Source organism: Vibrio chagasii, from assembly GCF_002954585.1.
Classification (GTDB): Bacteria; Pseudomonadota; Gammaproteobacteria; order Enterobacterales; family Vibrionaceae; genus Vibrio; species Vibrio chagasii_A.
The window spans coordinates 192,764-210,498 of record NZ_MSCI01000001.1 but is presented as its reverse complement, the minus strand read 5'-3'; the positions used below and the strand labels follow the sequence as shown (position 1 = coordinate 210,498).

Annotated in this window: 21 protein-coding genes; 3 read left to right on the top strand and 18 right to left on the bottom strand. The window is 48.0% G+C overall.

Annotation, left to right across the window (positions count from 1 at the left end):
- Positions 1-13: 13 nt before the first annotated feature.
- The 17 genes from BTO10_RS01020 to BTO10_RS00945 all read right to left on the bottom strand — a co-directional run bounded on the left by BTO10_RS01020 (position 14) and on the right by BTO10_RS00945 (position 11,248).
- Entirely contained in the window at positions 14-1,201 is a 1,188-nt protein-coding gene (locus BTO10_RS01020; protein WP_105023244.1) for a baseplate J/gp47 family protein, read from the bottom strand.
- The gene (locus BTO10_RS01015; RefSeq protein ID WP_105023243.1) at positions 1,194-1,526 is read right to left on the bottom strand and encodes a DUF2590 family protein; all 333 of its coding nucleotides are present in this window, start codon (positions 1,524-1,526) and stop codon (positions 1,194-1,196) included. The genes BTO10_RS01020 and BTO10_RS01015 overlap by 8 nt, the downstream gene beginning before the upstream one ends.
- On the bottom strand, positions 1,526-3,652 hold the full coding sequence (locus BTO10_RS01010; RefSeq protein ID WP_105023242.1) for a phage tail tape measure protein: 2,127 nt from the start codon (positions 3,650-3,652) through the stop codon (positions 1,526-1,528). Before BTO10_RS01010 ends, BTO10_RS01015 begins: the two co-directional genes overlap by 1 nt.
- 25 nt (positions 3,653-3,677) lie before the next feature.
- Positions 3,678-3,821, bottom strand: a complete 144-nt coding sequence (locus BTO10_RS23375; RefSeq protein ID WP_004742495.1) for a DUF6890 family protein — start codon at positions 3,819-3,821, stop codon at positions 3,678-3,680.
- A gap of 41 nt (positions 3,822-3,862) precedes the next feature.
- On the bottom strand, positions 3,863-4,126 hold the full coding sequence (locus BTO10_RS01005; RefSeq protein ID WP_004742494.1) for a putative phage tail assembly chaperone: 264 nt from the start codon (positions 4,124-4,126) through the stop codon (positions 3,863-3,865).
- A complete protein-coding gene (locus tag BTO10_RS01000; protein ID WP_105023241.1) occupies positions 4,123-4,410 on the bottom strand; it encodes a hypothetical protein in 288 nt (95 codons plus the stop codon). Before BTO10_RS01000 ends, BTO10_RS01005 begins: the two co-directional genes overlap by 4 nt.
- Before the next feature lie 2 nt (positions 4,411-4,412).
- On the bottom strand, positions 4,413-4,643 hold the full coding sequence (locus BTO10_RS00995) for a hypothetical protein (RefSeq protein ID WP_005530044.1): 231 nt from the start codon (positions 4,641-4,643) through the stop codon (positions 4,413-4,415).
- Positions 4,640-5,152 (bottom strand): hypothetical protein, encoded by a 513-nt coding sequence (locus BTO10_RS00990; protein ID WP_105023240.1) that lies wholly within the window; start codon positions 5,150-5,152, stop codon positions 4,640-4,642. The genes BTO10_RS00995 and BTO10_RS00990 overlap by 4 nt, the downstream gene beginning before the upstream one ends.
- Entirely contained in the window at positions 5,149-5,367 is a 219-nt protein-coding gene (locus BTO10_RS00985) for a TraR/DksA C4-type zinc finger protein (protein WP_105023239.1), read from the bottom strand. Before BTO10_RS00985 ends, BTO10_RS00990 begins: the two co-directional genes overlap by 4 nt.
- A 12-nt stretch (positions 5,368-5,379) precedes the next feature.
- The gene (locus BTO10_RS00980) at positions 5,380-5,835 is read right to left on the bottom strand and encodes a phage protein (RefSeq protein WP_105023238.1); all 456 of its coding nucleotides are present in this window, start codon (positions 5,833-5,835) and stop codon (positions 5,380-5,382) included.
- A 3-nt stretch (positions 5,836-5,838) separates the two neighbouring features.
- Positions 5,839-6,960, bottom strand: a complete 1,122-nt coding sequence (locus tag BTO10_RS00975; protein WP_105023237.1) for a DUF2586 domain-containing protein — start codon at positions 6,958-6,960, stop codon at positions 5,839-5,841.
- Between the two features lie 15 nt (positions 6,961-6,975).
- Positions 6,976-7,632, bottom strand: coding sequence for a virion morphogenesis protein (locus tag BTO10_RS00970; RefSeq protein ID WP_105023236.1), 657 nt, complete (start codon positions 7,630-7,632; stop codon positions 6,976-6,978).
- Positions 7,616-8,107 (bottom strand): phage tail protein, encoded by a 492-nt coding sequence (locus tag BTO10_RS00965; protein ID WP_105023235.1) that lies wholly within the window; start codon positions 8,105-8,107, stop codon positions 7,616-7,618. Before BTO10_RS00965 ends, BTO10_RS00970 begins: the two co-directional genes overlap by 17 nt.
- Positions 8,104-8,523 (bottom strand): head completion/stabilization protein, encoded by a 420-nt coding sequence (locus tag BTO10_RS00960; RefSeq protein WP_105023234.1) that lies wholly within the window; start codon positions 8,521-8,523, stop codon positions 8,104-8,106. Before BTO10_RS00960 ends, BTO10_RS00965 begins: the two co-directional genes overlap by 4 nt.
- 118 nt (positions 8,524-8,641) lie before the next feature.
- Positions 8,642-9,358 carry a phage terminase small subunit gene (gpM, locus tag BTO10_RS00955; RefSeq protein ID WP_105023233.1) on the bottom strand — a complete coding sequence of 239 codons (717 nt, stop codon included), beginning with the start codon at positions 9,356-9,358 and terminating at the stop codon, positions 8,642-8,644.
- A 3-nt stretch (positions 9,359-9,361) separates the two neighbouring features.
- The gene (locus BTO10_RS00950) at positions 9,362-10,372 is read right to left on the bottom strand and encodes a phage major capsid protein, P2 family (protein ID WP_005530062.1); all 1,011 of its coding nucleotides are present in this window, start codon (positions 10,370-10,372) and stop codon (positions 9,362-9,364) included.
- A complete protein-coding gene (locus BTO10_RS00945) occupies positions 10,373-11,248 on the bottom strand; it encodes a GPO family capsid scaffolding protein (protein WP_105023232.1) in 876 nt (291 codons plus the stop codon).
- A gap of 174 nt (positions 11,249-11,422) precedes the next feature.
- Between BTO10_RS00945 and BTO10_RS00940 the strand changes: the two genes are divergently transcribed.
- From BTO10_RS00940 to BTO10_RS00930, 3 genes are all read left to right on the top strand, one after another.
- Positions 11,423-13,204: a terminase large subunit domain-containing protein gene (locus BTO10_RS00940; RefSeq protein WP_105023231.1), complete on the top strand. Its 1,782-nt coding sequence runs from the start codon at positions 11,423-11,425 to the stop codon at positions 13,202-13,204.
- Between the two features lie 4 nt (positions 13,205-13,208).
- Positions 13,209-14,216: a phage portal protein gene (locus BTO10_RS00935; RefSeq protein WP_105023230.1), complete on the top strand. Its 1,008-nt coding sequence runs from the start codon at positions 13,209-13,211 to the stop codon at positions 14,214-14,216.
- Positions 14,217-15,559: 1,343 nt separating this feature from the next.
- On the top strand, positions 15,560-16,621 hold the full coding sequence (locus tag BTO10_RS00930; protein ID WP_105023229.1) for a DUF4062 domain-containing protein: 1,062 nt from the start codon (positions 15,560-15,562) through the stop codon (positions 16,619-16,621).
- Positions 16,622-16,773: 152 nt separating this feature from the next.
- Here BTO10_RS00930 and BTO10_RS00925 read toward each other — a convergent pair whose 3' ends face one another.
- A complete protein-coding gene (locus BTO10_RS00925; RefSeq protein WP_105023228.1) occupies positions 16,774-17,703 on the bottom strand; it encodes a hypothetical protein in 930 nt (309 codons plus the stop codon).
- Positions 17,704-17,735: the final 32 nt, after the last annotated feature.

The following is a 17,735-nucleotide window of genomic DNA, read 5'->3' as shown; positions in this document are numbered from 1 at the left end:
TTTCAGTGTGAAGTTAGGCCGTTTCAATGCGTATCTCCAAATCGCCCATTCTTGGCACTGCCATGCTATTGGTGAGGTCTGAGTTATCAAATTCAATCGATTCCAATACCGGAAACTCACCGTGCAGCTCTTGTGCTAACTTCGAAAAACTAAAGCGTGAGGAAGGCTTGGTTTTGGTGACCTGATAATCGGTGTTTTGCCTAAAGGCTGAGCCAATAAACAGCGCCATGTCCGCTTCCAGTTGCGCGTTTTCTTCATTAGATAACAGGCGCGCCACCCAGGCTCGACACGTCACCGTGATGGTATTGGCTGGCATCGCGTACACCTTGAGATCATCGCCATGGCCATGATTGCCGTCTTGGTTGATGTGCGTGTTTAAATCCGCCAGCATTTGCGGCGATGGCTCACCCGAGTCCAACAAGATATAAGCGTTGGCCGAGCCAGGCCCTCGCGGCGCGTTGTGCTCGAAGTAAATGTTTTCGCTGTTGATGCCGGCGCGCAGCATCAGCAATGAGCGATACGCCGCATCGATGTGCCATTTCGCCACGCCACTGAACTGATTGCGAATGCGCACCCTCAGTTGGTCGTCGGTTTCTTCATCCGCGCCCGCGTTAATCAACCAATCGGCCGAATTCACCACGCGGCTAATACCTGGAACTGCCGATGTTAAGACATGGAAGTAGCCTTCACCTAAGTTAAAGGCGGCGCCTTGGTGCTCGGCCTCCACTCTGCCAATGATTGAGGCGGCGTTTTCCGGTAACGTCGTGTCTTGGCTCAGTAGCACTCGATACACCGCGCCGTTAATCGGGTCGGTTTGTATCACTGTGCCTTTAGGGATCACAATCGCCGGCCCTTGCTGCGCGGCTCGGTGAATCACGACCTGCCCAACGGCTTTGGTGGCGGGTTTGCGCTTCACGTTGAACTGCCACGCCCACAGGTCGAGCCATTTGTCTTTGGCCGTGGCCACGAACATGTTGGGCAACACGTACCCCACCAGAAAACGATTTACTAACCACACCGTCGGGCCAATCACCATGGCTTCAATCAAGCGCCAAAATGGCGAATATTGAGAGTCGTTAGCGATGGTGCTGCCCTGCTTCGCCGCTTCTTCTTTGAGCGTCGCTTTCCACTCTGACGCCTCAAGCGGTAACCCCGCTTTTTGCGCTAGCTCGGTAAAATTGGGTTTGGGAATATCAGTCAACCTGCACCTCTGTTGTTACGCGGCCAAATTGCACCGTCTCTGCAAAAATATACAATTGCCCATCGCTCACTTCTTCGATGCGCACCGTCCCAGGCACCAAACGAACGTCTTCTTCCACTAACAACTCTAACTGTGTACGCGCATCGGCTTTTTTCGCGGGGCTGCGCTCAGCAATCAAGTGGATGGCTACGTTACTTTCAATGATCGCGTGTTTGATGTCTTGAGCGATGACCGCTCGGTCTTGGATCAATACAGGGTTTCTACCTGCATCGAGTACCACGTCACCGTTTTCAATTAAGATGTCTTGATATACGTAATCAACCATTAGCCTGCCGCCATTTCTAATTCACTCGCCATGTCTTGTGGGCTGCTCATGTAAGTGGGGTAAATCGCCACACCGCCGTAATTGGTTGAACTCGTTTGATAATGGGCAATGCTCTTGGCCGCGCCACCTGGCTGGACTTGAGTGTGAGGCACTGCGCTTTGCACAGACTTGGATCTCACAGGCGTGGTGTCCTCCTCATCACCCAAACCAGGCAACCAATCAACCAGTCCTTTTAGGCTTTCCCAAATGCCCGCTAATTTATCGGTGAACCAACTGAACACGCTGCCAAAAATATTGCGCATCGCGTTGGCCATTTGGCCAATGAAGGCAAAGCCGCTGTTATCACTAAAGCCGCTCATTACCCATTGCCAACCAGCGGCAATGGCCTTAAACACAAAGGTAAATCCATTCATGAGTAAACCTATCGAGCCAATAACACCCGCCATCACCCAGCCCACGCCTGTTGCCACGACGCCGACCACATCCAACCCACCTGATAACACCGACCCAATCGCTGAAAAGCCAACTTTCACGGTTTCCCATAACACCTGCAAACCGCGAAGTAGAACGTCGCCTAGCATCTTGCACAGCTCCATCACGATATTGAGCAAAGGCTTGAACGCATCAAACAACATCGATACCGCCCGCATAGCTGCATCAGCGGTATATTCAATGGCCTGAAACACCGCGTTATCACCCAACGAGGCTTTCAGATCATCCCAGTAATAAATCAGAGCCCCCACGGCGGTTACTGCAGCTATCAACGCCCCCACAATTAAAATAATCGGATTGGCAGCGATGGCGATGTTCGCGGCGAGCATCGCAGCACGAAAAGCGCCTAAGCCTTGAGTGAGCAAGGCGCTCACTCCCGCGAACAACTTCATGGTAAGCAGGTAAGTGGCCATCACTTGTTTACCCACTCCCATCATGAGCGTAAATGCGCCGCCTGCTGCCGCAGCACCTAAAATCGCCATGGCTGCAAAGCCTATGTATTTAGATAGGTTCGGGAACATCTGCGTCCATTGAACGATGGCGGTCGCGCCTTCGGCCATGCCGCCAACCACAGGCAAGATGGCAGGAAGAAGCACAGAGCCAAAAGCTGCACTGATGGCAAACACGCCTTGCTCTAACCGCTCCCATTGGTCGGTCATGGCGCCCGCCATTTGCTCAGCCACATCAAGCCCTTTGACTTTGCCGAGCTCGTTTATTGACGTGGCGAGCCCATCGGTGTTTTGCATCAATAGTTGGATCATCGCCGACGCTTCTTGCGTGCCAAACGCCTTACTCAACTCTGCCGATTCGGCCACGGAAATGGTGTCACCGTAACGCCCTTTAATTTGGTTCAAGATATCGACCATCGGCAGCATTTGACCTTGGGCATTAGTGAACTGCATGTTCAAGGCGGCTTGCGCTTTGGCCGCGCCGGCTAAGAACGCGCGGTATTTTGTCCCCGCTTCACTGCCACTCATGGTGGACTGCAACGTACCTAAAATCGCCATCTGTTCGGTCATCCCAACCCCCACCGATGTGGCGGCGGCGCCTATTGAGGTGAACGCCGACGACATACCATCGCCCGTGGTTTTGAACATCTGCACCGCTTTGGCCGTTTGACCACCCAGCATATTGACCCAATCCGCCTTCCCTATTTCGTTGGCAGAATGTTGGAAAATGCCGTACATGGTGCCGACATAGTTGGTAATGGTTGACGTATCCGCTTTGGTCGCGGCAGCCAGTACCCCTGACGCGCGAGTAAACTCAGACAGTTCATTACCTCCTAACCCCGAAATGGCCGACTGAATATCATAAGAGGCGGCCACAAAATCGGCGGCTGACTTGCCATAGTCCACCGCAAACTCTAGGGCCGTGTCGCTGAGCTGCTTAAGCTGCTCATCCGCTACCCCGAGAGATTTCACCTCACCTAACGCCCTGTCCATTTCAATGGCGGGCATTAAGGCTTGTTGCAGGGCAAAGCCCGCGCCCACCATACCAGCGGCGCCCGACACCATGGTTTGGGTACCTTGCTTGTAGGTGTTGGTGACATCGGAGAGTTGGCGCTGAATGTGGCCCAGAGGTTTTGAGATCTGGTCAATCAATCCAACTTGAAATCTAAGGGCTTCTGGTAACATTCACTTCTCTCTACTGACCTAATCGCTAACCGCTAAAGGCTTTGGCTACACCGCTGGCGGTGACAGCTTGCATGTTTTCCCAATGGTTCTTCTCCAACCAAATCGCGTAAGCCAGGTTCTGCTCGGTATCAGGCTCATTGGGAAGCCACTTTCGTCGCCACGCGTACATCTTTTGCCTGTCACTGCTCTCAATAACAGCGACAAGCCCATCTATTTTTTTACCGAGATGGAAAGCTTAGGTGCGTACTCTTTCAGTACTGCACCGTAAATCTGCGTTGCTGCACCTGGGTTCTGCTGAGTAAGTGCACGCAGAGCATCTTTTGAGCCTTCACTCACACAGCTCATCAAGAAGTTATGTGCCGCGCTACTGGCATCACCTTGCAAGATGGTATTTTGAGCTTCGTCGTACTCAGCTGGCGTTGGGTTGAATTCAAGATCTGCCGTACCAACAGTTAAAACAATGGGTTTTGTCATGCTGCTTCTCGCTCTGTTTTATCTAACTTTGCATCTAGACGGTCGAACCGTCCGTTAATTGATTCTTTCAAATCATCTACGGCTTCCCGCAGTTCGTGTTTGGTGGCGTACTTTTCTGCTACATCACCGCGTTGTCGCTCTATAGCCAGCTCACAATCATGGATACGGCGGTCATGGTCTCGGGCTGTGGTTTGCCCTTTATCCGTTCTGCCAAATACCAGATTGATAATGGTGATGACCGACGCAATAACCGCCACTCCCACCGATAACCATGATGAGTCCATCGCTATTCCTTCTGAGGGATTTCCTTCAAGCGTTTGCCTTGAAGAGAGGCAATTACATCGTCCACGGTCTCTTGGATCACGTCGTTGGTACTCAAGTCACGAAGCGCTTTAAGTCCCCAAATAATGGTGCGAGATGCGAATCGCTCAAGCACCACTTCCCAAGTGATTTGGAGAAACAGCCCTTTCAAGATTTCGAAGAACGTTTTGCCGATGATCCCCGTTAAAAAGCTCATGATTGTTCTCCCATCATCGATAAATAAGCGTTGAGGTAATCCGCTTCTGTGGCTTTACCTGCGGATGTGTTCCAGTACTGTTTGGCGTAACGCGCTAAGCCCTTGAGATCATCCGCCTCAGGCAAGGCTTCTGGGAATCGGATCAGGTTCAAGCGTGCCGTGGCCACCGCGAATTGAGGGGAAATCACCATATAGTCCGCATCCTGTTTTTCGACGGGATCAGCGGTGAGCGGCGCAAACATCGAGAGCGCGTCCAACAAGTGAGGCCGTGTTTTTCCTAGCCATTCAATCAACCAGGCAAAGGTGGCAGGCTCCATTTGAGTGAACCCTAATGCGGGACCACGCACCTGCTTGGCGTACGTCAATGCACCGGATTCATGGGCGACAATCATCACTATCAGATTGATGGCGGCTTGGGTATTCAGCTTGCCATGCCCGCCTGTGACCATGTCTAATTGGTCGAGTACCGGTTTAATCACATGCTCAACAAAGAGCGTTCCTAGTTTCATCGTTTCATCTTCTCCAAATCGCTTTGACAGTGAGTGCAGTACTGACATCCCACGATGTGTTGGCGGCGAGCTTCAGGGATGGGGTCGCCGCACTCGCCACATTCCTGCGCGCTCTCCCTTGGTGTTTTCGGCTTAGCCCTTGCCAATTGGTTGGCCAATGCCACTTCTGTGAGTTGGGCTTCAATATCACAAGCATGGTCAATAACATCTGGCATCCTGCCTCCTAATTACTGGATCAGATCTTCGGTTTCATCGGGGCGTAGATATGGCACGCCGTTGATTTTCACAAAGTCTGGGCTCGTCACTTCGAACGGCAGCTTATGCACGAGCGCACTGCCTCCGTTGGTGTCGGCGTCGAGTAAATCCGAGATCTTGATACGACAGCCAAAGGCTTCGATTTTCAGTTCGTCTTTATCAATCTTGCCGTAGAACAGGGCATCAAAGTCCGGCATACCACGCCAGGAGCCGGAACCTCTCGCGGCCTTGCTCAACTGATTAAATTGCTGTGTGGTGAGCTCCATCTCGCCACTGGCTTCAACATCGCCGTCGACATAACCATCCGGCACGCCCGAGGTTTTATTGACGGCGGAATTGTCCGTAATAGAGAGGCTGACTTTTTGCGCTTTGAGTTTGTAGTCGCCCATTGAAAAATGCATGTTCTTACCAGAAATACGCATGCTCATGGATTAAGCCTCCGTGTCGGCTGGGTTAGAGAGATCGAGACCAATATTGACCACGATGTGTTTTGGGCAATTGTGTGGGCGCACCATCAAACCAATGTTGACTTTGGTTTTTGTCATCCACTGAATCGACACGTCTTCTTCGCGCGGTGCCATAATTTCCCCAGGGAACGGGATCCCCCCAATCTCGGTGGTCTTCGACATGTCACGCATGTCTTTGCTGAAGTAAGTTCGATTAAGCTCGATACTCGGTGGCGTCGAATTAAGGATGCGATCGGCAATGCGGCGAATCGCTTTAATACGTACTCGGCGGTTCAACTTGTGAACGGGGCGAACGTATTCTAAGAATTGATAGTCTCCGCCTTTGGTTTCCAGTGTGGTGGCGTCGGTCCAGTACACCCCTTCCATATCGGCGTACCATTGCGGCAAGGAATAACGTGCATTGGCCAGCGCTGAAATAGTGCTCATTTCCAGAGGTTTGCCGGCGCTGTCTATAGGCATCTCGCCCAGGCCTAAAACGCTGCCTGTGGCCACTCGCATTGGGCTATCGGCGACGGTGACCGCGCGGTCACATAAGCGTCCTCCTAATACGCCGATGTTATTGCCATTGAGCATAGGTACCGGTGTCACGAGGTTGGCAGATACACCATTGATTAATGCCAATAGGCTAGTTTCGTATTTGGCCCAAGTTTGCTTGCTCTTATCGATGCCAGGACACGCTGCTAAAAAGAACACCCAACGGCCCAGCTTGGCGGTCAGTTCGGAGGCTTTGCTTTGCATCGCTTGGAAGTCCGCTTTGCTGCTTACCACATCGACAATGCACACGCCTTCGAACGAGTCGGTACGATTGGCAATATCGACGGCTTCCTGCCACGTTTTACCTTCAGCGAGACCAAACACGGCGCCTGTCCAGTTCTGTTTTCCATTAAGCTGAGCGGCTTTCAAGTTAGCGCCTAGCATGTCATCCGCGACGACATCGTCAAGGTTAGTCATGTTGTTGACGCGTGTGACTTTGCCTTGCAGCTCTGCTTTATCGGTGCGCCCGATATACAGTAGGTGGCGTTCAATCTCTGGGATCCCACCTTGCCCTAAATTGAGGTTGTTGACCTCGACCTTTCCGGTTGCCATGAGTTATGTCCTCGCTTATTTTTGCTTTCTGGCTTGCTCAAAAATGGTGATGAGTTGGCGGGTGACGTCACGCTCTTTACTGCCTAATATCTGACGTTCTGCCAATGGAATATCCCAAGCGGTGACACTCGGCTGATTGCTCAGCTCTCGGATAATTTGCCCAGCTTGGCCATGGCTAACAGTGGCCATCAATAACTTGAGTGAGGGTTTCTTCCTTCCCTTGCCACTCTTTCTTGCGACCGTGTAGCCCAGTTCCCTCATTTTTCGCGCTTGCCCTTTGGTGCAAGGCGCACAGTAGTCGGGTGTTCCCCACCGCTTTTGCATCTGGCGCTTGGTCATTTTTTGCTTTTGACCAAGGTGATGCCTAGCGGCAATTCTTGCGGTGAGCTTGTTGTTCCAAGTAAGGTCGAGCGTGTCGGCGTGCCGTACATAAGGGGTTAGCCCTTTCGCCATTCGTCGCATCACTTTGAAGCGCTTCTTCCCTTTTTTGGGCTGTAATGCTTTGCCGTGAATATCTTTTTGTTGCTGAATGCGTTTTCTTGTATTGGTCTTTTCCCATCGGCCAAGGGTTTTCAAGATCCAAATACGCTTTTTTGGGGGAAGCGCTAACATGGCCAACTTTTCTTGCAGGTTGAGCACATCCCTTTTGTTGGAACTAATCGTTGGTTTCATTCACCAACTCCGCTTCTTCGGCGGTGTAAATCTCCACGGCTTGAACTCGATATCTCATGCCACGCCAAGTGATCATGCCGGCTTCATCTGGGACCAACTCAATGGGCTCCATCAACTCAAGTTCAATACTCACATCGGCCGCTTCACTGCTGATCACATCGACCGAAAGCATGGGGTCTTCGAGCTCTTGCTCGTTGCGCTCTTCTTCATGGTCACTGAGCCAACAAGCAATCAGAGCCAGTAAACAGCGTGGGTCCAGTAATTGGTGAGGAAACTCCTCAACCGAAATCACCGCGTTGTATTTCCAGTAACAGGCGATATACCCGCCGTTCCCACGGTCTTCACCGCTTGGCACTATCGAACCGTTCTCTTGCCACGCATCCATTTTGTTCTCAAGCACATTGCTATTGAGATGGCTGACGATGTAAGCCGTTAAGTGCTCAAGTTTGGTTTGGTTGTAAATTGCACTACTCATATCACGCCAATCCCATTCGCACTGCGGCCAAGCAGTTGAGAGACATCTTTGTTACTTTGCGCCAGAAAACGTGCCGCCTGTTGCGGTTCATCTAACGCCGCATTGTCCCCTTCTTTGCGCCTATCTTGCGTGGCGAACTCGGGTAACAATTCCGAGTGTGCTCGACCATACACAGCTCGTTTATACAAGGCGGTTTTGGCGACGCTTAGTGATGGCGGCATTCCCTCGACCAACAGGCTCACTAACTTCTCTTGAATATTGTTGGCCGCTATCGTGATGGCCACAGCCATAGAGTCGTTATCAAACGTATGCGGAATGCGGCGCAGTTGACGAAACTCATCGTTCGTTAAATCGGGCCAGCCTTCACCGGATATCACTTGGTTACTCGCCTTATCCACTTTTCCGCCAAAGCCCATCATGTCTCCTTATTGGAATAAGTGCGCCTCTGGCCACTGAGTCGACGGAATAAGCTGGGTGATGAATCACTTGCTCTTCCTCTTCAGTCGAGGCGCGGTGGCATAGGAGCCTATTTAGTTAGAGGTTGTCGCCAGTCTCTAACGCTCGGATACGTTGTTCGATGTTATCGATCATGGTGCTTACCCCAATCGCGCTGTATTGCTCATGCGCATTTTGAAGATGGCTTCGCGCTGTCTGTAGCGTGTCTATATCCCCCACCGACGCGGCGTGGGGTTTACCTTGCTCATTTCGAAGCAAGTGTAAGCCGGCGAACTTCAACCATTTCGCCGTCGGCTTCTCATTGATACGCCACACGTGAGTGACCTTCTCGAAGACCTGAGAGAAATAAGGTTCGACGGACTGGCACTTGTCTGCCATTCGCTCTGACCAGGCCAAGACTTCATCGGCGCAGAAGGTCGCAAAATCACGCTTGAATCGCTCGGGCGTATCGAGTCCGCGCTCGATGGCGATGTCACACCACTTGATGGCCGTTTCTAAATCTTCGATATCAAACAGCCAAATCACCATTTGCGTAAACAGTGGGTTATCGAACTGCTCGTCACCGGCGAGGTAAGCTTCAATCGCATCGCGATATTTAGGCACCAACACTTCGCGTTTGTGGTTCACCTTTTCGTCTTTACGATTGAAGGTTTTGAGTACCTTCAAATCGCTGTCGAGTTCGGCGAGCAGCAAGTGCAAACTGTTTGGATTAGCAACACACTGCGTTTGAGCTGTCGATTGCTTTTGTTGTTTTGCCAAGGCCTCTTGGCGCAACTTGGCTAATGGGCTGGCCATACATTACCCCTTCGCAGGTTCAACAACAGTCACGTCTTCAATCGCGGCAAACTTGTGGTAGTTACCGACGGCATACCCTTCCATACGCAGGTATGACGTTTCAAAGCGTTTACGGTCTTCTTCATTGCGAGACTTACGCCACTGCGTCCCTTTTTGAGTCAGGATTTGCAGGTTGGTTAAGTTCGTTACCCAAATCATATTGGGCGGGAAAAATGGTGGGGTATAGACGGTTTTGCCTGCCACTGTCTTCGCCAAACTTTGCGCGGCTTTGTGCTCGGTCGGTACTTCCGCCGATTCCAACAAGCGATGCTGCTCTGCAGCGACTAAGTTACGACCAATCAGCACAACCAAATCTGGATCGTCTTGATGTACTTCGTGAATCGTGGTGTTGATTAAATCGTTCACGAGCGAGTCGAGGTTTTTATAAGCGCCGTCTGTGTTGCCCGTAGAATCAAGCTTCGCATCAGGCAGGACTTGAGCCGGCGCCTTTTCTTTTGCAAGCTGCAGCCAACCTTTATTAACGTCTTCACCCATTGGGTTCGCTTTCGGGTCGGTGTTTTCACCCGCAATCGAGGTTCCGTGGAAACCAATACGCAGCTTATCGAGCGCAAAATTTCGTGTGATAGCGTTATTCATCAGCTTCATCCACTGGCCTTTACCGCCCGAGTTCGCCCAGATGGTCATGGTGATCCAATTGATGTGAGCGCCTGAGTCGGTCTCGGTTAACTCATAAGTGTTGCCACTTTGGTCAAGAGCGCCCATGAAACGACCGTCTTTGACACGCCCTGTCAGTAGACCCGCGTCCCCCACATCAATCACTTGACCTTTAATCTGGTCAACCGAGATATTGGAGATACGATTTAAAAACGCATCCGATTCGACAATCGCTTGGCGAAGCTTGGTTTCCATCACTGGGGTAATGTTGAACTGCTTTGATGCATCCGCGACACCGCCAGCCTTAGCAACGGCTTGACAATATTCATCTAAATATTGAGTCGATACGGCATTTAGCATTTACACCACCTCCACATTTGATTCGCCGCCATGGCCTTCTTCACTAGGCTTTTGCCCTGGGACTTCTTGCTTAAGCTCGGCGAACTGGGTTTCTAGGCTCTTTACTTGCTCGGTGACGGGCGCGAGCTGCTTCTCCAATTCACTGGAAAACTGCTCTAAAGAGAACGTTTTAACTTCGCCTTCAGGGACTGATTCGGGTTCAATAGGCGTTTGCGCTTGCAGGTTAAACTCTTGCTTGAGTTCATCCTTCAGTTCACCTTTCATGATGCCGAACTGCTCTTTCAGGGCAGCTTTGAGTTGTTCTTCGGTCACTTCTTCTTCCTCTGGTTCAGGTTCCGGTTGTGGCTCTGGCTGTTCGTCACCAGAATTGAAAAAGGCATTACACAGAGCAAAAAAGCGATCGGTTTTGGAATAGCACTCATCCAAGTTGATGGCTTCCAGTTGGCTACAACTGAGCTCTGTGGTGTGGCCTTCTTGTCGTGAAAACTGAAGTAATGACACACCAGATGATGCCGGGGAATCGGTCACGGCTAACCCCATTAGGTAGCACTTTCCTTGCCCTTTATAATCTGGATTGGGTTCAATGGAGGTAAACAGCTTCTGCCCAAGCTTATTGGCTTCAAGTAAGTATTGGTTAGGTTCAAGCTTGGCAAACAAGCGCATTTTGCCATCCACTTCTTCAGCTTTAACTTCAAGCACTCTGCCCCAGTTACTGCCGTAACCGGCAAAGCGTTTATGCTCTGGCCAAATCAACGCGGTGTATTCACTCAGGGCATAGTTCTCGGCAATCTGCGTGAGCCATTCGCGGGTGATCTTACGACCATCTACCGTTGGCCCTTCGGTTGCTACAATTTTCCAATCACTGATTTTTGCCATTTGAGTGCGTACCTAATTTTCATTGGTCAGTTCGTGTTTTGAGTTTTCACAATACGCCTTTGAATCGGTGGTTTCAGCCACTTCGATTCCGACCAATTCGGATAGGAGCGATAACGGAAATCCTCCGAACTTTGCTATGCAATTTAAGGCGTGAACAGGGCTTATGATGGGCTCATGGCATATACTCCTGAAACACGACATGCAGCCAGAGCCCTGTATTTAAAGGCTTGGACACCCAAAGAAATCGCTTCCGAGTTAGGTTTGAACAGCACACGAATTATTTATCACTGGGCTGACAAACACGGATGGCGTGACATGCTGCGCGAACAAACGATTGATGAGTCGATCGCGCGCAGAATTGAAACCCTGCTTGAGTTGGAAAATCCCACCAAAGGCCAACTCGATATGCTTGATAGACTCATCAAGCACCATGTACAGCTAAAAAAATTCCACGCTCAAACTCAGCCCGTGGCTGAGAAGCGCGCCACGAATGAAACAGAACCTGCGTCCAACAGCCACACTAAAAAAGCGCGTTCAAGTAAGAACGACAACAAGCAGAAAAAGAAAAAGAGTAAAAAGAAGAACAACATTGCTGAGCTGACCAAAGAGAACTTCTCGACTTGGCATGAATCACTCTTTGAATATCAGCACACGATGCGTAACAACCTGCACCAGCGTACACGTAACATTCTGAAATCACGTCAGATTGGCGCGACCTACTATTTCAGTGGTGAGGCGCTAGAGGACGCGATTTTGACGGGTGACAACCAGATATTTTTGTCAGCGTCTCGCGCCCAGGCAGAAGTATTTAGAAGTTACATCATTGCGATTGCTCAAGCGTTCTTAGGCATCGAATTGACCGGCAACCCGATCATTCTCTCTAATGGCGCAGAGCTGCGCTTTCTTTCGACCAACTCTAAAACCGCGCAAAGTTATCATGGCCACGTTTATGTGGATGAGTACTTTTGGATACCTAAATTCGATGAGCTCAACAAACTCGCGTCCGCCATGGCGACCCACAAGAACTGGCGCAAAACCTACTTCTCCACCCCCTCGGCTAAAACGCACCAGGCTTATACCTTTTGGACAGGTGACCAATGGCGCCAAGGTCGAGATACCCGCGCCAATATTGAATTTCCGACTTTTGACGACTATCGAGACGGTGGACGCCTCTGCCCTGACAAGCAGTGGCGTTACGTAGTTACAATTGAGGATGCCGCAGCAGGAGGCTGTGAGCTTTTTGATATTGATGAGCTGCGCGACGAATACAGCAAAGACGATTTCGATAATCTGTTTATGTGTATCTTCGTCGATGGCGCCAGCTCCGTCTTCAAGTTCTCAGCGCTTGAAAAAGCCATGGTGGATATTAGCCGGTGGCAAGACTTCAAGCCCAATGACAACGATCCCTTCGACCGGCGTGAAGTTTGGTTAGGTTACGACCCAAGCCGAACCCGAGACAACGCCTGTTTAGTTGTAGTGGCCCCGCCTATTGTCGCCATTGAAAAGTTCCGAGTCCTGGAAAAGCACTATTGGCGCGGGTTGAACTTTCAGTACCAGGCTCAGCAAGTCTCAAAAGTGTTTGAGCGTTACAACGTGAGCTATTTGGGCATCGATACCACAGGTATTGGCGCGGGTGTGTATGACTTACTCAGCAAAAAGCACCCGCGAGAAACCGTGGCCATTCAATACAGCAACGAGAGTAAAAACCGATTGGTGATGAAGATGATTGATGTAGTCGAAGCCAATCGCATTCAATTTGATGCTGAACACAAAGACATTGCCATGGCCTTCATGGCCATTAAGCGGGCGACCACCAACAGCGGTAACAGCATGACCTTCAAAGCTGAGCGCAGCGAGTTAACCGGACACGCCGACGCATTCTGGGCGATTTCTCATGCCTGCATTAACGAGCCGCTCGATCACTCAGAAAAACGCAAATCAACTTGGCAGATGTAACTCTATGACTGAACAGAAAACAGAAACAATCACAAATGATGAAAGCTTGATGTTTAGCTTTGGTGAGCCTGAAATCATGAATCGTGATTTTACCAACTACGATTACAGCGAGCTCTTTTACAACGACGATGGCGACTATTGGGAGCCACCGCTTGATAGAGCGGGCTTAAACAAACTCACGCGAGCCAACGCCTATCATGGCTCTATCTTAATGGCTCGACGTAATATGATCGCGGGCCGTTACATTCAAGGCGGTATGCAGAAACAACAAATGCAATCAGCTGTGCATGACTTCTTGGAGTTCGGTGATACTGCCCTGCTTAAACTGCGTAACTATTTGGGCAAAGTCATAGGCCTTTGGCCAATCCCCACCATGTATTTGCGAAAACGTAAGAACGGTGACTTCGCTTTTCTAGAGCGGGACAACAAACAAAAGCGCTACAAGAAAGAGGACATCATTTTCATCAAGCAATATGACCCTGTTCAGCAGGTTTATGGTGGGCCCGATTACTTAGGGTGTGTTCAATCTGCACTCCTAAGCCAGGACTCGACCACCTTTCGCCGCCGGTACTATAAGAACGGTTTGCACATGGGCTTTATCTTCTACGCCACCGACCCAAACCTTAGTAAAGAAGATGAAGATGACCTGAAAGAAAAGATGGCTTCAAGTCGTGGCGTGGGTAACTTCCGCTCGATGTTCATCAATATTCCGAACGGCAATGAGCGAGGCATACAGCTCATACCCGTTGGCGATATCGCCACCAAAGATGAATACGAAAAAATTAAGAACGTCACTGCTCAAGAAGTGATAACAGGTCACCGCTTCCCTGTAGAACTGGCCGCCATCATTCCAAATGGTGGGACCCGTGGTGATCCCATTAAATTCGATTACGTCTACTGCAAGAATGAAGTCATTCCGGCTTGTGAGATGTTCATGGATGCCGTTAATGGTGATCCGGAAGTGCCGGAAAGTCTGCATTTAACCTTTAACCTGGACAACATTGCCACGTAGACACAGTGACATTTTTTGCAATTTTGTTTTTCGTTGCAATTCACGCTCTGCCCTTGTCTCACAAGGGCAGAGGCGATACGAAACTGATCATCGAAAAAACACAAATGATCATCAAAAACCTGACCTAAAATACAGAAACCAATACATTTCAATCACTTAAAAACACAAAACAGATCAACACTGATCGTCAAAATTTCAATTTATTGCAATTTTTTGCACTCTTCGCAATTTTGTTAGGCGCCCTGTAAGCCATGCTCAGCTCTTCAATTATCCCCCATCCCCCGTTATTCCTAAAGGGCTCGCGGCTTATTAGCTTTCTATTACGGTCGCAGAATTTCGCTGAAATAGAATTGCGAAAAAATGAGATCAAAAACGTCGCAGGTGGGGAGGAGGAGTGCGTTTTCCGTGGGTTGGGTGTGTTTTAGGTGGGGCTGTGAGACAGGTGTAAAAAAGCCACCGGATGCGGTGGCTGTCTGAGGAAGTCGTGCAACAAGCTAGATTTCAAGTGTGAGCAACTAAATGCACATTCCACCGCATGCTACCTTAAACACTAAAACTAATATGGCTCTTTTACATTGCTACTAATGTAAAAGTTGATGGAATTTTTATCACTTATTTCGATATGTAGGCTAGATTCCCTGAACGAAATCTCGTTTGTAATACCCGGCATACTTTGACTCATCAGTGTGGATTTCACCAACAACTATCATTTGTTTTATCCGTGCTTGGAAATACCCAAGTCGACAAATTCCTCAACACCCCGCTGCTCTAGAGCTACCGCAGAGTTAAATGCTAATAGATGTAGCAGCATTGCAACTCTCAGGTTTATACGTGGCCCCCTGTTTGCTTGATCCATCAGAGAATTATTTATACCTAAGCTGAGTACAATTTCGTCAGTAGCTTCTAGCTAAGAGAACCCACTTACATATATGGCTGAATTTAAGACGGTACAATCATCCACATATTGGCTTACCTTCTCAATTTCTAATCGTTCGAGCCCTACTTTTCCAAAACTCAATTGTGGCAACAGAGCTAAAAATAAAAGAAACAAGCAATACCACAAACAAGTAAGCAGTGAACTTAGAGAGTTCATTCGTAGAGGTAACTCACCAGCAACTTCAGATTGATTAGTTCTAAAAATTGCAACTACACCTCAAAACTCATGGCCGCGTTAAGTAGTGCGCAACGCAGGCCACACTGCCTAAAACATTATGCCGTAAACACTAAAACTGAAGCAGAATGAAAATGACGAGCATTGGGAGTCCATCCTAAACGCCTTGTTATAAGCCATTGTTTTTATGTTAGTATAGACCTAAACATAAAACATAAAACAAGGCTAAAAAATGGCAAAACCAAAGGTATTCATAAGCTCTACTTGCTACGACCTACAGCAAATTCGTGACTCGATTTGCACTTTCATACGTAACTTTGGATTTGAGCCTATTCTTAGTGAGAATGGTGACGTTTTCTACCACCCTGACCTACACACTCATGAAGCATGTGTAAACGAAGTTTCTAACTGCCAAATTTTTCTACTCATAATCGGGGGACGATTTGGTGGTAAGTATATTTATGACAAGAGTAAGTCTATAACAAATGCTGAGTACGATGCGGCAGTAAAATCAAATATTCCGGTTTTTACCTACATTAAAAGAAATGTACTTGACAATCATCATCTATATCAAGAAAACAAAGGTAAACCATTTATTAGCGAACTAGATTTTCCAGCGATAGATAAACAATGCGATGCTTTAAATATCTTTGGGTTTATAAATCAGGTTAGAAAAGCATCGATCAATAATGCTTACGAGGCATTTGACATTGCTAGTGATATTGAAAATCATTTACGAAAGCAACTCGCAGCAATGTTTTTCGATTTTCTAAAAAATAGAGAAATCACAAAACAAATAGACCACACATCTAAGTCTGTCGATTCATTGGTTGTCACTACAGATAAACTAGAGGATCTAGTCAAATCATTATATGTGTCTGTTGACAAACAACACGCAACAAGTCAAATCAATCTGATTCAATCAAAGTCGATGGCAAAAAGTTTTCTAGTTGAGCTGGTATCCGAGTCTAGCTCTGGGGTTGTGAATGCAAAAACTCAATCTGAACTGGAAGCTCTCTCAAAGATCGACCCAACATCTATGAGTTGGTATGAGTACCTAGCAGCCATTACTCTTTTTGAAAGAGCCGAAAGCACAACTGATGAAATATACTATAGAATTCCTCTAGACGTTTTAGATTATGAGAATGACGGATTTCACGGTATCACAATTGAACCAGAAAACCCCTATCAGCAGGAAATTGAGTATATGTATAAAAATGGTATATGTGCCTTGAATGAGGAACAAAGACTTGAGCTTCTAACTAATTTTTCAATATTCAAATCCTTGTTTTAAAGAAGTAGCCAGCTCAGTGACGAGCTGGCTTGTAGCACCACATTAAAGTGTGAGTAACGCTACCACCTAACCTTAATCATTACACCGTAAACGCGAAATCCAACAATGACATCAAAAATGTCAAGCGTTGGGAATCACTCTTAAATGCTTTGTTAAATGTTTTTGTCATTAGGAACGTAAATTTCACCTTTATTTCTAGATGAATTTGAAACCCTATAATTTTTACCCGACAATGCAGTTCCCCAAAGTGCACCTATATTTTTTACTTCGTCAGGCCGATAGTCTTCATCTATTGGGTAAGTTTTAGGATTACCTCGTCTTTTAAACAAGATTTTGCTATACCCCATAATTGCAAGCATCGGAACGATGGTTCCATAAGTTAACAATCTTTGAAGGTTCTCTGGAATGGAATCTGGTTCGCTCATTAGCATTGCAAAAGAATATTCATCAAATAACCACCAAACACCCCAGACGAAAGCAAATGGGCTGAGACAAATAAAGAGCAACAATAAACCCAGAGTAATACGTTCAAAAAAACTAGTTATACTGTCATCTATTGATACACTAAAATCGTTGGCTTGACCATAAATCCTACCTGACGCGCTCACTTTCACATTTGGGGTTTCTTTTATAAAGAAGCCAAGTTCAGACCACTCTTGTGGGTTAACACACTCAAAGTCGACTCTATAATTATTTCCCTCTGCCTTATGAATATTCAGGCCAATCTGATCACTACCTCGAAATATTATAGGCTCCCCCAAAATTTCCGCATTTTCATCAAAACTAATTTCTAAAGGGTGATCGACACTGATATCTTTTCTTTCGACATGGTGTTTGCCTTTATTCCATAATCTAATATTTATTAGATAAACATTATCCAATCTATTCCCGTCTAAATCATTAACGACAAATGGACATGAACTTGCGGATTCAACGATAATCCTTCTACCAGTCGTCTGGAGTACTAACCCTCTTTTTTTATCCATTTGCTTTGCTACAAGAATATTCACTAAATATCCTATCGCCCCACCAATCAGCAGTAAAACGATGTCTTTTAATGAAACGAATCCAAGTATTTCCATTAGCTATCTCACTTATGCATAAATTAATTTAA

Bases quoted from the DNA above. Each gene is read 5' to 3' on its own strand.
- BTO10_RS00960 (WP_105023234.1), bottom strand. From the start codon at position 8,523: ATGGGCTTTGGCGGAAAAGTGGATAAGGCGAGTAACCAAGTGATATCC.
- BTO10_RS00935 (WP_105023230.1), top strand. From the start codon at position 13,209: ATGACTGAACAGAAAACAGAAACAATCACAAATGATGAAAGCTTGATG.
- BTO10_RS00985 (WP_105023239.1), bottom strand. From the start codon at position 5,367: ATGCCAGATGTTATTGACCATGCTTGTGATATTGAAGCCCAACTCACA.
- BTO10_RS01015 (WP_105023243.1), bottom strand. From the start codon at position 1,526: ATGGTTGATTACGTATATCAAGACATCTTAATTGAAAACGGTGACGTG.
- BTO10_RS00995 (WP_005530044.1), bottom strand. From the start codon at position 4,643: ATGAGCTTTTTAACGGGGATCATCGGCAAAACGTTCTTCGAAATCTTG.
- BTO10_RS01005 (WP_004742494.1), bottom strand. From the start codon at position 4,126: ATGACAAAACCCATTGTTTTAACTGTTGGTACGGCAGATCTTGAATTC.
- BTO10_RS00930 (WP_105023229.1), top strand. From the start codon at position 15,560: ATGGCAAAACCAAAGGTATTCATAAGCTCTACTTGCTACGACCTACAG.
- BTO10_RS00990 (WP_105023240.1), bottom strand. From the start codon at position 5,152: ATGAAACTAGGAACGCTCTTTGTTGAGCATGTGATTAAACCGGTACTC.
- gpM (WP_105023233.1), bottom strand. From the start codon at position 9,358: ATGGCCAGCCCATTAGCCAAGTTGCGCCAAGAGGCCTTGGCAAAACAA.
- BTO10_RS00940 (WP_105023231.1), top strand. From the start codon at position 11,423: ATGGCATATACTCCTGAAACACGACATGCAGCCAGAGCCCTGTATTTA.
- BTO10_RS01010 (WP_105023242.1), bottom strand. From the start codon at position 3,652: ATGTTACCAGAAGCCCTTAGATTTCAAGTTGGATTGATTGACCAGATC.
- BTO10_RS00945 (WP_105023232.1), bottom strand. From the start codon at position 11,248: ATGGCAAAAATCAGTGATTGGAAAATTGTAGCAACCGAAGGGCCAACG.
- BTO10_RS23375 (WP_004742495.1), bottom strand. From the start codon at position 3,821: ATGTACGCGTGGCGACGAAAGTGGCTTCCCAATGAGCCTGATACCGAG.
- BTO10_RS00975 (WP_105023237.1), bottom strand. From the start codon at position 6,960: ATGGCAACCGGAAAGGTCGAGGTCAACAACCTCAATTTAGGGCAAGGT.
- BTO10_RS00980 (WP_105023238.1), bottom strand. From the start codon at position 5,835: ATGAGCATGCGTATTTCTGGTAAGAACATGCATTTTTCAATGGGCGAC.
- BTO10_RS00965 (WP_105023235.1), bottom strand. From the start codon at position 8,107: ATGAGTAGTGCAATTTACAACCAAACCAAACTTGAGCACTTAACGGCT.
- BTO10_RS01000 (WP_105023241.1), bottom strand. From the start codon at position 4,410: ATGGACTCATCATGGTTATCGGTGGGAGTGGCGGTTATTGCGTCGGTC.
- BTO10_RS00950 (WP_005530062.1), bottom strand. From the start codon at position 10,372: ATGCTAAATGCCGTATCGACTCAATATTTAGATGAATATTGTCAAGCC.
- BTO10_RS00925 (WP_105023228.1), bottom strand. From the start codon at position 17,703: ATGGAAATACTTGGATTCGTTTCATTAAAAGACATCGTTTTACTGCTG.
- BTO10_RS00970 (WP_105023236.1), bottom strand. From the start codon at position 7,632: ATGAAACCAACGATTAGTTCCAACAAAAGGGATGTGCTCAACCTGCAA.